This is a genomic window from Pseudomonas sp. WS 5027, from assembly GCF_012985695.1.
Lineage (GTDB): Bacteria > Pseudomonadota > Gammaproteobacteria > Pseudomonadales > Pseudomonadaceae > Aquipseudomonas > Aquipseudomonas hygromyciniae.
Genome location: NZ_JAAQWU010000005.1, coordinates 252,380 through 267,862, shown reverse-complemented (window position 1 = coordinate 267,862; position 15,483 = coordinate 252,380). Strand labels below are relative to the sequence as shown.

At 59.4% G+C, this 15,483-nt stretch carries 12 protein-coding genes; 8 read left to right on the top strand and 4 right to left on the bottom strand.

The genetic code is table 11. From position 1 onward, the window contains the following. Positions 1 to 148: 148 nt before the first annotated feature. Positions 149 to 391, top strand: a complete 243-nt coding sequence (locus HBO09_RS09185) for a DUF6555 family protein (protein ID WP_169992854.1) — start codon at positions 149 to 151, stop codon at positions 389 to 391. A 42-nt stretch (positions 392 to 433) separates the two neighbouring features. On the opposite strand, the gene HBO09_RS09180 is transcribed toward HBO09_RS09185, so the two are convergent. Continuing rightward, a complete protein-coding gene (locus HBO09_RS09180; RefSeq protein ID WP_308936072.1) occupies positions 434 to 640 on the bottom strand; it encodes a DUF6021 family protein in 207 nt (68 codons plus the stop codon). Positions 641 to 790: 150 nt separating this feature from the next. Between HBO09_RS09180 and HBO09_RS09175 the strand changes: the two genes are divergently transcribed. Next, entirely contained in the window at positions 791 to 1,312 is a 522-nt protein-coding gene (locus HBO09_RS09175; RefSeq protein ID WP_169992856.1) for a DUF3087 domain-containing protein, read from the top strand. Positions 1,313 to 1,384: 72 nt separating this feature from the next. Here the strand turns inward: HBO09_RS09175 and HBO09_RS09170 are convergent, their stop codons facing one another. After that, entirely contained in the window at positions 1,385 to 2,251 is an 867-nt protein-coding gene (locus HBO09_RS09170; protein WP_169992858.1) for a Dyp-type peroxidase, read from the bottom strand. 140 nt (positions 2,252 to 2,391) lie between these two features. On the opposite strand from HBO09_RS09170, the gene HBO09_RS09165 reads away from it, so the two are divergent. Further along, positions 2,392 to 4,017: an NADP-dependent glyceraldehyde-3-phosphate dehydrogenase gene (locus HBO09_RS09165; protein ID WP_169992860.1), complete on the top strand. Its 1,626-nt coding sequence runs from the start codon at positions 2,392 to 2,394 to the stop codon at positions 4,015 to 4,017. A gap of 87 nt (positions 4,018 to 4,104) precedes the next feature. Next, on the top strand, positions 4,105 to 5,166 hold the full coding sequence (locus tag HBO09_RS09160; protein WP_169993228.1) for an FUSC family protein: 1,062 nt from the start codon (positions 4,105 to 4,107) through the stop codon (positions 5,164 to 5,166). 96 nt (positions 5,167 to 5,262) lie between these two features. On the opposite strand, the gene HBO09_RS09155 is transcribed toward HBO09_RS09160, so the two are convergent. Together HBO09_RS09155 and HBO09_RS09150 are read right to left on the bottom strand one after the other, a co-directional pair. Beyond that, positions 5,263 to 9,108 (bottom strand): hypothetical protein, encoded by a 3,846-nt coding sequence (locus HBO09_RS09155; RefSeq protein ID WP_178120228.1) that lies wholly within the window; start codon positions 9,106 to 9,108, stop codon positions 5,263 to 5,265. Between the two features lie 615 nt (positions 9,109 to 9,723). Continuing rightward, entirely contained in the window at positions 9,724 to 10,479 is a 756-nt protein-coding gene (locus tag HBO09_RS09150; RefSeq protein ID WP_169992862.1) for a TetR/AcrR family transcriptional regulator, read from the bottom strand. 355 nt (positions 10,480 to 10,834) lie between these two features. On the opposite strand from HBO09_RS09150, the gene HBO09_RS09145 reads away from it, so the two are divergent. From HBO09_RS09145 to HBO09_RS09130, 4 genes are read left to right on the top strand one after another with little or no spacing between them, the layout of a single operon-like run. After that, positions 10,835 to 11,542: an ABC transporter ATP-binding protein gene (locus HBO09_RS09145; RefSeq protein ID WP_169992864.1), complete on the top strand. Its 708-nt coding sequence runs from the start codon at positions 10,835 to 10,837 to the stop codon at positions 11,540 to 11,542. Then, the gene (locus HBO09_RS09140; RefSeq protein ID WP_169993232.1) at positions 11,539 to 12,738 is read left to right on the top strand and encodes an ABC transporter permease; all 1,200 of its coding nucleotides are present in this window, start codon (positions 11,539 to 11,541) and stop codon (positions 12,736 to 12,738) included. The genes HBO09_RS09145 and HBO09_RS09140 overlap by 4 nt, the downstream gene beginning before the upstream one ends. Further along, positions 12,731 to 14,212 carry a TolC family protein gene (locus HBO09_RS09135; protein WP_169992866.1) on the top strand — a complete coding sequence of 494 codons (1,482 nt, stop codon included), beginning with the start codon at positions 12,731 to 12,733 and terminating at the stop codon, positions 14,210 to 14,212. Before HBO09_RS09140 ends, HBO09_RS09135 begins: the two co-directional genes overlap by 8 nt. After that, positions 14,202 to 15,470, top strand: coding sequence for an HlyD family efflux transporter periplasmic adaptor subunit (locus HBO09_RS09130; RefSeq protein ID WP_169992868.1), 1,269 nt, complete (start codon positions 14,202 to 14,204; stop codon positions 15,468 to 15,470). The genes HBO09_RS09135 and HBO09_RS09130 overlap by 11 nt, the downstream gene beginning before the upstream one ends. Positions 15,471 to 15,483: the final 13 nt, after the last annotated feature.

Genomic DNA, 15,483 nt, shown 5'->3' with positions numbered 1-15,483 from the left:
GGGCGTAGGGCGAAGGCTTCACTAATACCTGTAACCGGTGCCGCTGCCAATACTGATCTGTAGCAATAGGTCGGCGTGTTACACCACAAACTTTCTGAACCTTTCTGAACCTGATTGCATCAACTCCATATCAAAACAGGGAGGCAATATGGGCACGGCAACGATCTACACCATCCATTACAGGCTTCACGGCGAACCCAAGTCCTTTGTGGTGCGGGCAGAGGTGATGAACAACGCCGAGGCATGGCATTGGGCCAGTTGTGATGCAGGGGTGGCTCACGTTGGGCGCATTGGCCGTCATGGCCATGAGCGCACGAAAAAAACCACCCGGCCATGGGCGGAGAAATACGGCATCACCGAGGTTACCTGGGTCGCACCCAAGCACGTGTAGTCGCTGGGTCCCGGCGATGATGCGCATCAAGGATTAACACCGTTATCTGGGTTTTAGATTGCCCAACGGATCATAAGCCGGCTGCTTGCCGGCTTTATGCTTCTTGTCCAATGGGGCTATGGCCGGGCCGACGGGGTCTACCTGTGGGTCTGCCACATCCGGGGAATCCGGGTCGAAACCCAAATCGGGCTGATCACTGGCGTGTTCCGACGAGTGCGGGCCACCAGGCTTTTTCGATTGTTCAGTCACGGCCATCTCCTTTGCGTTGCTCACGATGCATACACTTCTTAGAGAAAACCCTGGCCGCCATCGTTCAACTTTCTCACGCCCACCCACAAACCGTGAGAAGATGCCGCGCCGCGCAATACCCCTACTTAGCTCATGGAGACTGCACCCCGCATGTTTGAGATCAAACCTGTCGATCCGCAAACCTATCGCCAGCAGACCCGCCGCAGCACGTTGATCGTCGCGGTGATCTTCGTCGCCCTGGCCATGCTGCTGTCGACCCTGGCCGTGATGGTGTTTGGCGAGCCCGGCGGCGACAACTTCCGCTTCAATATCGGTGGTGTAGTGGCTGGGGTAGTGCTGACCATTACCCTGGTACGCGGCCCGCTCTGGTCACAGGCGTGGCTGGCGCCGGCGGTCTATGGCTGGCAGCTCAAGCGCAATCTGATGCGGGTGACCAACGTGATGCACAAGGTGACCGAGCGGGCACAGGCCAACGATCCGACGGCGCTGAAGTTGCTGCGGTTCTATCACTTGGGGCTGACGCAGATGCATGAACTGGACGCCAATTCCAGCGCACAGGCGCAACTGGTCGGCGAGATCGAAAAGCATAAGGCGCAGATGAAGGCGCTGGGAATCAAGACCGAGCAAACGCGCCTGGATCCGGCATGGTTGAAGGCCATGAAGGACAACTGACGCTGGGGCCGGCTTGCGGGCGATGGCGATTCTCAAACCGCTACCGCCCGCAAGCGGGCGCCTACATGGGGGTCAGACGGGGAAGATCGCGCCGAGGTCCAAATGCCCGTCCTTGAGCGGCGGGCACCAGTAGTAGCCACCGGTCAACGGCGTGCTGATGCGGTACAGGCCATCGACAATCCCGTCTTCCAGGCCGCTCATGCGGCGTAACTGGGCCTCAAAGGCATCGAAGGAGTGGCCGAACGCGAGGAACATCAACCCCGCCTGGCCATTTTCGGCCCAGGGCATGGAGCGGCGCACCACAAAGGCTTCGGGTGTGAAGCTCTCCTGGGCGGTGCGCTTGACGTGGGCGGACTCGGGGGCGTCGTCCAGTTCTTCGTTATCGCCATGGCGACGCCCGATGATGTGGTCGCGCTCCTGGGCCGGCAAGGCGGCAAAACCGTCCAGGTCGTGCTGCCATTGCTGGATCGCGGCAAAGCTGGCGCCGCTGCCGGCGACGGCGGCTTCGACTGCGGCATCGTCGTGGGGGTTTTCGGTGCCGTCTTCATAGTCGGTCAGGTCAAAACCGGTCTTGTAGCGGAAGCCTTCAGTCATCTGCACCAGGCGAAACGCTGGCGCCAGGGCTTTTTCAAAAGCCCGGCTACGCAGCAGCAACTCACCACGGTCTTCGCCATGCAGCCAGCACCACAACGCCTGTTGGGTCGCTGGGTTGTTGGCGCCCGGCCCCGAGATCGGCGGGAAGCTGCGCAAGCCTTCGACGCGCGCGCCGAGTGCCTTGACCAGTGGCTCACCCAACCCCACCACCACTGCCGAGTCGGCCAACTGCACCAGCGCGTCGAGCGCTGCCGGCACGGCGTCAATGGCCTCGATGGCAAAAAACAGATGACGTGCCTGCAACGGCACCGGTGCGGCAAGAATGCCGGGCTGGTACTGACTCATATGAACTCCTTCAAGAAAGCCGCGTAGTTTACCCGGCACAGCCCCACTGTGCGTAGGGAAATGCGCGTAAGCCTTGCAACAGAGCCCTCGGATGGGGGAATCTCTGACTCAAGCTGTGCAACCACTCCAGGGGTAGCGACATGACCACCAATCACCTGCTTGCCAATCTGTTTCCCACCGCCAACGACATTCCCGAACAATTTCGCCTCGCCGCCCCCATCGAACAGCGCGACTATCTGGTCGACGGCCAGTTGCGCACCTGGAACGGCCCGTTGGCCCAGGTACGCAGCCCGGTCCAGTTGGCCGGCGCTGACGGCGACACACCAGTGATTATCGGCAGCACGCCCCTGCTGGATGCCGAAACCGCCCTGCTCGCCCTCGATGCAGCGGTGCGAGCCTATGATCGTGGCCAGGGCCAATGGCCGACCATGCGCGTGGTCGAGCGCATCCAGCACGTCGAGGCATTTTTACGGCGCATGCGCGAACAGCGCGATGCCGTGGTGAAACTGCTGATGTGGGAAATCGGCAAGAACCTCAAGGATTCCCAGAAAGAATTCGACCGCACCTGTGACTACATCACCGACACCATCAATGCCCTCAAGGAACTGGACCGCCGCTCCAGCCGCTTCGAGCTGGAACAGGACACCCTGGGGCAAATCCGCCGCGTGCCCATGGGCGTGGCGCTGTGCATGGGCCCCTACAACTACCCGCTCAACGAAACCTTCACCACGCTGATCCCGGCACTGATCATGGGTAACACCGTGGTGTTCAAGCCGGCCAAGCTCGGCGTGCTGTTGATCCGTCCGTTGCTGGAGGCCTTTCGCGACAGCTTCCCGGCCGGGGTCATCAATGTGATCTATGGCAGCGGCCGCGAGACTGTCAGCGCGCTGATGGCCAGCGGCAAGGTGGATATCTTTGCGTTTATCGGCACCAACAAGGCGGCCAGTGATTTGAAGAAGCTGCACCCGCGCCCCCATCGCCTGCGCGCGGCCCTGGGGCTGGATGCGAAAAACCCCGGCATCGTGCTGCCCGAGGTCGATCTGGAGAATGCGGTCAATGAGGCTGTCACCGGTTCGCTGTCGTTCAACGGCCAGCGTTGCACCGCGTTGAAAATCCTGTTTGTGCATGAAGCCGTGGTCGACCGTTTCATCGAAAAATTCAACCAGAAGCTCGCCACCCTCAAGCCGGGCATGCCCTGGGAGGACGGTGTGTCGCTGACACCGCTGCCGGAGGTAGGCAAGGTGGATTACCTCAATGGGCTGGTGGCCGATGCCGCGCAACACGGGGCCAAGGTGGTGAACGCCAATGGTGGTGCCAGCCGTGGCTCGTTCTTCTACCCGGCGGTGCTGTACCCGGTGAACCCGCAAATGCGTGTGTACCACGAGGAGCAGTTCGGCCCGGTGGTGCCCATCGTGCCCTACCGCGACCTGGACACGGTGATCGACTACGTACTGGAGTCGGATTTCGGCCAACAGTTGAGCATTTTCGGCACCGACCCGGCGCAAGTCGGGCGCCTGGTGGACACCTTTGCCAATCAGGTGGGCCGGATCAATATCAACGCCCAGTGCCAGCGCGGCCCGGACACGTTCCCGTTCAATGGTCGCAAGAACTCGGCCGAGGGCACCCTGTCGGTGCATGACGCGCTGCGGGTGTTCTCGATACGTACCCTGGTGGCCACCAAGTTCCAGGACAGCAACAAAGAGCTGATCAGCGATATCATTCGTGAGCGGGCGTCGAGCTTCCTGACCACCGACTATATTTTCTAGATTCGACATTGCTCCAATGTGGGAGCGGGCAAGCCCACTCCCACATTGGACTGCATGACATCTATCGATGAGGCCCTCTTAATCCCGATGAACCTGCCGCCCTTCGCCCGCCGCCTGTTGCGGCCCCTGCTCGATCCCTATCGCCGCTATCGCAACGCCAAACTGATCCACGCCGTGCGTGTGTCCATCGGCCTGCTGGCCACCATCCTGCTCACCACCGGTCTGAACCTGCCCCATGGCGAATGGGCCTCGGTCACCATGCTGGTGGTCATCGGCGGCTTGCAGCACCACGGCAATATCGGCAAGAAAGCCGTGGAGCGGGCCTATGGCACGCTGATCGGTGCCAGCGTCGGCCTGTTGCTGGTGGTGCAAGAGGCGTATGTGGGTCAGCCGCTGCTCACCTATCTGCTGATGTCAGTGGTGTGTGGGTTCTTTTCCTACCACGCCATCGGCAAGGGTGGATACACCGCGCTGCTGTCGGCGATCACCGTGTTTATCGTTGCAGGCCATGGGGCTAACCCGTTGTCCGATGGCCTGTGGCGCACCGTGGATATCCTGATCGGCATCGCCCTGGCGCTGGCGTTTTCCTTCGCCCTGCCGCTGTATGCGGTGTATTCCTGGCGCTACAACCTGGCCAGTGCGCTGCGTGATTGCGCCGCCATCTACAGCCGGATCATCAGTGGCCAGTCGGTCACCGATGATGAGCATCTCAAACTGCTTAATCGCTTGAATGCAGCGATGCTGCAACTGCGCTCGCTGATGCCGTCGGTGTCCAAGGAAGTGCGGATTTCCATGACCGAACTGGATGCGATCCAGCGGCATCTGCGGATGTGCATCAGCACTCTGGAAATTCTCGGTAACACTCGACCTGATCCACGGGATAAGCAGGCACTGGCCCGTATGCAACTGGCGCTCAAGGCTGAGCATCGGCAGATTCGCGTGCAGTTGATCGGGATGGCGCGGGCGTTGAAATCCGGGATAACGGAACGCCTGGAGCGAGTAAGTCACATTGCTGGCGGCGACCCTATGCCGGATACCCCGGTGTACAGCGCACTGGATGGGTATCGGTTATTGACGCTGCAATTGATGGCGAATGTAGAGGCGATGCGCGAGCGGTTGGCCAAGAACGCCGGACGCTGGGGAATTTAAGGAGAAACACGTCCGAGATGGAGAAGCGGGACGGACTTATTCTATAAATAAATCCGCCCCGATTATTGCGATTGCTTTCTGGCTCCTCGAGAGGTTCTACCTGAGCCCTACCCCCAGGAATTGACTGCCAACCCATTGCTTGATTGTTGCTTCGCCCCCGTTGTTTATATTCCTCCCGTAGTAGTAACTGAAGAAGAGGAAGCTATGCGAGAAGGTACTTGACCAGTACAAGGCGTTCCCCATCGGCCACTGACTGCCATACGCATTGCTCAAGTCGCGCAGTTCGTAGATATTGGCGAGGCGTACCCCCTGGCGGCTGGCCGCATTGATGATATCGGGGTAAGTCCCTTGTCCCAGCCCGTAGCACTGCACAACGCCCGCAACCGATACCGTGTAACTCCTGGTTTGTGGCGGCACCGAATTATCGCGAACACTGATCGTCGCCCAGCCATTGCCCCGCACGCTCACGAACCCCGTCTGTGTCACGACTGCAACTGCGGTATTACTCGACGAATAGAAATACCCGGGTGTACCTCCCGAGGCGACGCGGGTGATTGAGTTACCCGAATTAAACGCCGGCAATACATGGGGATTTCCGGGAATCAGATAAGTACGTCCAGTCAAACTGACCGGCGCTTCCGAGAAGACAAGCGGCGCGGTATGTACGATGGTGTACTGAGTTGTGGGGAATACAACGGCTGCGGACTTATCAGAACTGCCATCAAAGGTCACAAACACCGACACCACGACCGCTGCATTGTTCTGCAGACTCAGCAGCCAACTGCGCAATACGGGTTTGTTCACAAGCCCGTTGGCCATTTCAATGGAGGTGATCGGATAGTCCTCCAGGACCTCCAGTGGCGCAACACCCGAGCTGCTCAGGGTTATCCAGACACGCTGCCCGGTACGACTCAAGCGCCACTTAGCCATGCCCAGCGTGGCATTACCGCTCATGCTGGAAGGTCTCAGTGCTCCTCCGTGGGCAACACCATTGATCAACGCGCGTGGCAATTGACTTGGCTGGATAGTGGCGACCGTGACCTTTTGCACCTCCGACTCAGCCGTGCCACCACGCCCCAGCTCCGTTGTGTACTGCAGAGAAAAGACGCTGTTCACACTTTGGGCAAGCACATCATTGGAGATATTAAAGGTAACAGTGCCGCCAGCCAGGCCGTCCTGTGTCCCGATTTCAATAACGACGCCACTTGCCAGGATCCAGTACAGGGTAATGCGGTCCGTTCCGCCAACGTTCATGTTCTCGTAACTCGCCAGCACCTGGCACTTGTTTTCCACAACCACCGGATCAATCGTCACCTCTGGCTCGTCAAGCGGTACAGAGTCTTTGATTCGAGGATGGGGGTACGTGTTGACCACAAGTTGGACCATGTGATGTCTGACTTCGAACAATATGGCATTGGCCAAGTCTCCACTATGGTCGAAGGTGACCCAGAAACGGATCGTCAACTCTGACCAATCCTGCAAGTTACGCAAAGCCAGTACCGGGGTTTCGCTGGTGATGCCATTGATGACCTCTACCGCATCGACATCTCGCCCCCGATAAACTTCGTTGACATAGGTATTCCCGTTGTTGCGGATACCGTCATAGCGCAACCACATGCGCTGCCCCTGACTTGCATAGATCCAGGGGGCGACACGGGTCTCATCAAAGTCCTGGAGCAATGGCACTTCCAGCACAGCGTTGTCGCCAATGCTGTCGATCAATGGCCCCGCCGGGTGAACCAGCGGTAAAAGGTGCAACATCAGAACCGGCGAAGGCGTTTCAAAGCCGTTGCGGATGACCTTGAAAAACACTTGGATGGTGCGTCCACTGGGGTGGATATTGAAACCGATAGGTGCGGTCGGAATCCTGAAGTCAATAAAGGTCCCACTCTGGTTTTCCACCAACTCAAAGTGACTCCCTAGCCCAGGAAGACCTTGCCAGCACATTTGAACTTTGTCGGTGGGCTTGATGAACTCATAACGCACCCGCACCGTTGCGCCATTTGGCCAGACCAATGCCGGGTCCAGTTCGTCCGGTCCTGTTGTTGCTTCCAGCACTTGAGGCAGGAACAACTCTCCAAGGGCGGTGCCTATCGTGACCACCACCGCCTCAGAGTACTGAATGACGTCGAATCGCTGACGCAAGTAACTGACAGTGAGCGTGCCGTCGAGATTATCGAGAAACAACCGCCGGGCGACATCAGCAATAAATGGATTGCTTGCCACGCCCACAATGTATTCAACAGTTTCTCTACCCGTCAGCGAACCGATAAATTCAACAATGACGATGTCCCCGGATTTGAACTCATCCTGCAATTCAAGGGTGCCGACACTGCCAAGATGCGCAGGGTCGATGTTGCCATTGACGGCCTCTTGAATGATCGGGGCGCGCAAGTCTCTTGGAGGGCGGCCAATCTGCACCCACAAGCGATCCGACTCACGGCTTCCCGCAGCATCAGATACAACATAGTGAATATTGGTATCACGCAGCCCTTCGAAAATGGAGTAATCCGGATTAAGGAAATCCCGCAGCCGTGGATGATTACCCGCTACACGTGAGCTTGACCGGCGCTCAATACTGCCGTCCGGATAGTGGGCAGAGATCTCGACTTTCAGCGCGTCCCCGGCATTGCCTGGCGGTTGGTAATCTGGCATCCGCGTGGTGATATAAGGTAAATCCGCCGGGATTGACGGCCCGTGTGCCTGGTCAACCGAGGGTTTGGGCAACTCAAAACGAACCCCGGCCACCGTATAGGTGGACGTTCTGGAGGGTAGGTCATCCTCCCCGACTCGTTCCCGAACATACGACACAGAGATGGTGCTCTGGATCAGCGATCTGACAAATTCGTTATGTATCGGGAACTCAAGGAATACATTCAGACGAAGGACTTCCTGACGCATGGTCAAGTGGACGTACTCGCCGTCAACCGTCGTACCCTGGACCGTCAGCACAATGAAATCGCCAATATTAAAAGGCCCGCCGCGCAAAACCGCGACTTCGGCAGTCGCCGGTGCTCTGCCAAGCGCGTCGGCATCCAGTACCATCGTTGGCTCATCGGCTTCGATGATGATGGGCTCTGCCAGCAATGTAAGTTTCAGGTCCACTACCACTGGTACCGGCTTGCACCATGGCTGCAACTCGCCAGAACGATTGCGCACCTCATCGAACAAATAGAACTGCACGACAAAGTGCCCAGTGTCGGCCCAGTGCAAAAAATCTCGATTGATGTGAATTACCAGATCCTGTCCTACCTGGTCCTCGGTGATCGGCGGAACATCAAACCTGTGCGCCCCCCAGTAGAACATGACCAAGTCGTTGACCCGCATATGTTCCCAATGCTTGATCGTGGCGGTAATGCCACGGGCCGCCACAACAGAGTCAATAAGGACATCCGATAGCGTCAGTAGCAACTTGGAGTGCCAACTCTCATGGGGCCGCTCATCGGCACCACCTGGTCGGGTATCCTTGGTAAACACACGCTGGGGCGCGGATGTGCTGAGCCGTCCGCTACCAATCCTTTCGACTTCTCCAAATACATCCGACACCCAGCCCAGCGGCACATGCTCCCTGGGAACGGTTACAAAAAACCGGCTGTCGCCTAAGTTTTCTGACGTCACCTCAGCCTCCGCCAAGACTATCCCCGCCATGTAGATCCGATAGGTGTCCCCCACATTGATCTGGTCCCAACGCTCGAAGACATAAGTAAGGCCTTCTTCCAGATGGCGGATACCCACACCGTAGGCCGCCCCTTCAACGGGGACCACCTGTGCAGGCGAGGTGTAGGGTGAGTCAAGATCTTCCACCACCCGAGGCGGTTCATCTGGAGAGAGTGAAGGTTCGCTATCAGCGCCTTCGGATGTTTGGAGGGATGTCCCTTGGGCTACCTCGGGATCTTCCTGTGCCTCCACGTTCAGATGGGGAGCGGCTCGTTTTCTAGGCATGATTTCTCTCCAGGTGTAAGGCGCGCAAGGAACACGCCACTGGAGAAATCAAACGCTCGAGGAGCTCCAGCGTCTAGCTGTCAAAGTTGACAGTAGCGACGAGTGGTCAAAGCCGTATTACAGATAAACTTTGCCTACATTTTTTCTTACATTTTTTTCACGTTTTATTCACATTCACAACCGTAAGGTGAAGCCTCATCCGTTACAAATGTTGCATATCAAGCCCGCCGCCCCAGCGGGCTTTTTTTTGCGCGTAATTTGATCAGAACGACACCGCCAAACTTGTGCGAGCACCTGTTGAGCCTAGCGCAGGCGATAGAGCCGACTCGATATGGCGGTGAAGCCGAGTCGCCTACACCCTTATCAAAAATAAAATAAGTTATTGATTTTAAACAACTATATTTTACTTAGATGGCCGTATTTGTGTGGCGAGCGGGCTTGCCCCGCGTTGGGGCGCGTAGCGCCCCCAATGGAGGACGAATGGGGTGTACCAGTATTGCACGGAGACTGTTTTTGGGGCTGCTTCGCACCCCAACGCGGGCGATACGGCGTTCCGGCAAGCCCGCTCGCCACGAGAGGTAGTGGGGCCTAATCCATTTGATCCGTGCGATGGGTTCAGCCCGCGACTTTGCTGCCGGTCGGCAGCGCAGACTGTCCACGAATCGCACGCTGGGTATCAAGTACCCGCGCCAGCGCGGTTTCCGCTTCCGGGCTTTGCTGCGGCACACGAATGGCCGCCGAGACCAGGGTGATCAGCTTGGCCATGACTTCCGCGTCGGTGGCCGGGCGTCCCAGGCTCATGGAGTTCATCAAAAGGCGCAGTTCGGTGCCAGCCATCACCCCGGAAATCGCCTTGAGGGCAAATTGCAGACGCACTCCCAGCTCATTGCGCGGCAGGTCGGGCAACGCCAGGGCGAAGGCTTCGAAGAAGCGCTGGAACACCGGTTGGTAATGCACCTTGAGGTACTCCTGGATAAACGGCGACGTGTCGCTGTAGACCCGACCCAGGAAGCGGATGAAGGAGCGCCCTTCGCCGCTGGCCGGATCGCTGCGCTCCAGGCCCATGGCCGGGGCGAACAAAACGCCGAGCAAGGTATCGCAATCGAGCGGGCCGTCAGACTCTGCTTCGCAGCGGGCGAGCAGTTCCAGGCGCTGCTCGTTGAGCGGCTCCAGGCGTTGCATCAATAGCGTCTTCATCAGGGAATCCTTGTCCCCGAAGTGATAATTGACCGCGGCGAGATTGACCTGAGCCTTCTCGGTGATTTGCCGCAACAACACGGCGTCGTAGCCGTATTTGATGAAGAGAGCCTCTGTCGCATCCAGCAGTCGAGTCTTGGTTACATTTGGAGCGCTGAGTTTCTTCGCGACCATATAAGTTCCACGGAGGAAATATGTTTTAAAAAAAAATTTGATTTTTTATACCGGGGCAGGTGCACGAAAGCAAGTAGTGACAGTGCGCAATACTATCCAAACGCGTGGTGAGTCTCGCCGAAAACGTTCGCCCCAGGGTTGGCCCGGGCGTTTTCCAGGCGCCGGTATCGGCTCTATTCCCAGAAAAACGGCTCTATCTCTGTGGCTGGCGAACCCGCCGGATCGCAGTTACTATTCAAACAATGTTTTTAAAAAAAGAATAAAAACCAGCTGTTGGCAGCCGCAAAGCAGGCCCTGAACATGTTACAAGTATTTTCAGGGGGCAAGCAGGATTGCCGAAGCGCAAGGCGTAGTCATGATGACAGATACCCCAACGCTCCCAGGCTTTATTTCCCTGCAAGGCATCGGTAAAAGCTATCAATTGGCTGGGCAGCACCTGGCCATTCTCAACGACGTCAGCCTGTCCATCGCCCGTGGCGACAGCTGCGGCATCCTCGGCGCATCCGGCTCCGGCAAAAGTACCCTGCTCAATATCCTCGGCCTGCTGGACCTACCGGACTGCGGCGCCTATCGCTTCGCCGGCCATGACATTTTCAACGCGACACCGGACCAACTGGCCGCGATCCGCAACCAGCAGATCGGCTTTGTATTCCAGAGTTTCAACCTGCTACCGCGCCTCAGCGCCCTGGACAATGTTGCCCTGCCCCTGGGTTATCGCGGTGTATCGCGCCAGGAATCGGTAGCGCGGGCCCTGCATATGCTGGAACAGGTAGGCCTGGCCGAACGGGCCCATCATCGCCCCGCCGACCTCTCCGGCGGCCAGCGCCAGCGGGTGGCGATTGCCCGGGCGTTGGTGGGCGCGCCGGCGGTGATTCTGGCCGACGAACCCACCGGCAACCTCGACAGCCACACCGCCCAGGAGATCATGGATCTGCTGCTGGCCCTGAACCGCGAGCAAGGCGTGACGTTGATCATCGTCACCCATGATGCGCATATCGCCGAACGCCTGAATCGCCAGATCCTGGTACGCAACGGCGTGGTCCATGAGGCAGAGTGCGTATGAGCCTGCGGGTCGAACAGAGCCTGAGCCAGTTGCTGCATGAAGCATTTGTCAGCCTGCGAACCCTGGGCAAGCGCTCCATCCTGGCCTTGTTGGGGATCGTCATCGGCAGTTCATCGGTGGTCGCGCTGATCAATATCGGGCATAACGCCGCCGAAGATGCGGCGATGATTTTCAAGGACATGGGCACCGACACCCTGGTGGCGCAGTTCCCGCCCAAGGGCAACAGCACTGCGCACATGCCTACCAGCCTTAACCTGCAAGCCGTGCGCCAGGCGGTGCCGGGCATCGTCCATATCGGCGCGATTACCTCGTTCAGCGGGCCGGTCGTGTTTCATGGTCGCACCACCAACGCCGGCCTGATTGGCAGCACCCCGGGCCTTAAGGAGGCCATGCGCCTGGCACTGCGCGAAGGCCGCTTCCTGTCCGAGTTCGATAACGGCGAAACCTACGCAGTGGTCGGCGACCAGATCGCCCAGGCGTTGAGTACACCCGGCGACCCGCTGCGCCTAGGCGACCGGGTGCGGGTCAACGACTATCTATTCCTGATCATCGGCATCCTGCAGAACCAGCCGCGATCAATGCTGATTCCAGTGCAAACCAACGAATCACTGTTTATCCCGGCGCCTGGCATGCGCCGTATCTATTCTGCGCCGCAGATTGGCAGCGTGATCCTGCGCGCAGCTGCCGGCCAGGACATGGAGCGCATCGCCGCCGATGCCACCAACGCCTTGAGCGCGCAACTCACTGACCACACCGTCGAGATCCAGATCCCGCAGCAAATGATCGATGGCATGACCCGCCAAAGTCGCACGTTCGCCTATCTATTGCTGGCCCTGGGCGCCATCTCTCTGGTAGGCGGAGGGGTCGGCGTGATGAATGTGATGCTGATGAATGTCTCGGAGCGCCGCCGGGAAATCGGGATCCGCATGGCCCTGGGCGCTCGCCAGCGAGACATCCGCAACCTGTTCCTGCTCGAAGCCGTCACCCTCACTGCCGTCGGCGCGCTGTGTGGCGCGGTACTGGGCATGAGTGCTGCCTATCTCTACGCCTGGCTGTCGGGGTGGCAGTTTTCCCTGGCCGTGTCGGCCCTGCCCCTGGGGGTGGGCAGTACGTTGCTGGTGGGGTTGTTTTTCGGCATTTACCCGGCCGTTTCGGCGTCACGCTTGCAGCCGGTGGAGGCACTGCGCGATGAATAATCCCCTGCTGTTGCTGATCGCCCTGGTAAGCGTGCCGTGTGTGGCGGCCGATATCGTGATCCGCCCTTCGGCGCCGACCACCACACGCAGCGGCTATGAGCGCAGTGTCTCGCTCAATGCCCAACTCACCAGCCTGACCCTGGGCGACGCGGTGTACCTGGGCCTGCGCAACAACCCGGCGATTCGCAGCGCGTACCTGCAACGGGTGGCGCAGAAATTCGACCTGCGGGTGGCCGAAGATGCCTTCAACCCCAAGCTGGTGCTCAACAGTGCCTACCGCACCACCCAAGGCAGCGACGACCGTGCCCGTAACGCCAACCTGGCGCCCACCACCAGCTTGCTTGGCGAATACGGCACCCGGCTGAGCATGGGCTGGACCCAGCAACTGAACAACGCCAACCGCGCCGGGCGCTACCGCAGCGACGGCCTGGACCTGGCCATCATCCAACCGCTGATGCGCGGTGCCGGTTGGGACGCCACCACCGCACCACTGCGCTTGTCGCGCCTTTCCGAGCAGGCCAACCGCTTGAACCTCAAGGCCAACGTCGCGCAGACCATCAGCCAGATCATCGCCACCTACCGCGAATTGCTACGTGCCCAGGAGCAACTGAACATCGCTCAGGAAGCGCTCAAGCGTTCCAATACCCTGCTGGAAGTCAACAAGGCCTTGATCAATGCCGGGCGCATGGCCGAGTTCGAAATCGTCCAGACCGAAGCCGACATTGCCTCGCAGCAACTGGGGGTCGAGGAAGCCCAGAACCAGTTGGATATGAGTCGCCTGTCGTTGCTGCGCCTACTGGCCCTGGACCTGGCCACACCGATCCGTGCCACTGAAGCCCTCGAAGCATCGCCCATGGACATCGACAAACGCGAAGCTTTCAACCTGGCGCAGAGCCAGCAGCCCGAATACCTATCGGCCCTGCTGGGCAGCCAACAGGCCGACCTCAATCTGGTGCTGGCCAAGGATTCCGGGCGCTGGCAGGTCGACCTGGTGGGCGGCGCCAATCAGATCCGCGCCAACACCGATAACGATGCGGGCAGTACCAGCAATCGGCGCTGGGACAGTTATGCCGGTGTCCAGGTGCGCATTCCCATCGGCGATATCAGCACCCGGCAGGCCGAAGTCCGCGCGCGGGTCGATGTGGAGAACCAGGCCATCTTGATCACCGATGCACGCCAGGAATTGGAGCGCAGCGTCAATAACGTGGTGCGCGACCTGGGCACCCGTTGGCGCCAGTATGAAATTGCCCAGCGCGCCGTGGAACTGTCCCGGCGCAAGATCGAGATCGAGCGGGACAAACTTGGCGCCGGGCGCTCCACCAACTTCCAGGTGTTGAGTTTCGAAGCTGACTTGCGCAGCGCCGAAAACTCGCGCCTCAATGCCCTGATTGCTTATTTGAATGCCCAGACCCAGCTCGACCTGACGCTGGGCATGACCTTGGAAAGTTGGGAAATCGCCCTCAATGACTACTAAAAAAGCCCTACTGGGCGCAGGACTGCTGATACTGCTGGGCGCTGGCGGGTTTGCGCTGCTCAGCCGCCCAACACCTGCCGCCGACCAGGCCGGCACCGCCGAGCAATGGCTGGAGGTAAAAAATGACGCCCTGGTACACCAGATCGGCCTGGTCGGCAGGATCGAACCCGACACCACCATTACCCTCACCGCCCCCTTCGACGGCAACGTGCAAGCCAACCTGGTGGAACAGGGCCAGCGGGTCGAAGCCGGCCAGGTCCTGTTGCGCATGGACCCCGCCACCCTTGAAGTGCAACTGCGTGAAGCCCTCTCCGCTCAGCTCAAGGCCCGGCGTACCGTGCAGGAAATGCAGGACTGGGACGCCAGCCCAACCGTCAGCCGCGCCCGACGCAGCCTGCGCACCTCGCAAATGAGCGCCGACAACACACAGCGCAAACTGGCTGAAAGCGAGAACCTGTTCAAGCGCGGCATCATCCCGCGCAACGAATTGGACGACCTCAAGCAACAGGCCCAACAGCAACAGCTGGATCTGACGGCCGCCCGCAGTGAACTGCAACAAGCCCTGGACCAGGGTAAGGGTGAGTACCGTCAGATTGCGGACATGGAGTTGACCAACGCCACGGTCAAGTACGAGGCCCTGAGTAAGCTGCTCGAAGGCCGGGAGGTCAAGGCCCCGTTTTCCGGGATTGTCGTGCCCCCACCGGGCAGCAACACCGCGCAGGGCGGCGCAAGCAGCAACGCACCGGTGCAGGCGGGAAGCAAGGTCGGCCAGGGCCAGGTGCTGTTCGGGCTGGCCAATATCGAACGCCTGAAAATCGTGGCCAAAGTCTCGGAACTGGATATCAACCAACTGCATCAGGGCCAGCCGGTGGAAGTCATGGGCGACGGGTTTGACGGCGAGCGCCTGAGCGGTTCGGTCAGCGTGGTCAGCGGCCTGGCAATCGCCAATGACAGCCAGGGCAGCGCGCAATTCCCGGTGACCTTGTCCATTCCCAAATTGACCGAGCAACAACTACAACGGGTTCGCCTGGGCATGAGCGCGCGCCTGACCATCGTGACCTACAACAACGACCAGGCGATCATCGTCCCGGCGCAGGCGATCCGCCGGGATGCCGGGGCTATGAGCGTGGAGTACCGGGCGGCGATGGACAAGCCGGTGGAACGGATAACGGTCACCACCGGCCAGTCCACTGCGCAGGGTGTGGAAGTGTTCGGACTCAAGCCCGGTTTCGTAAAAATGGATGCGAACCCAAAATAAACACAGCTCCCAC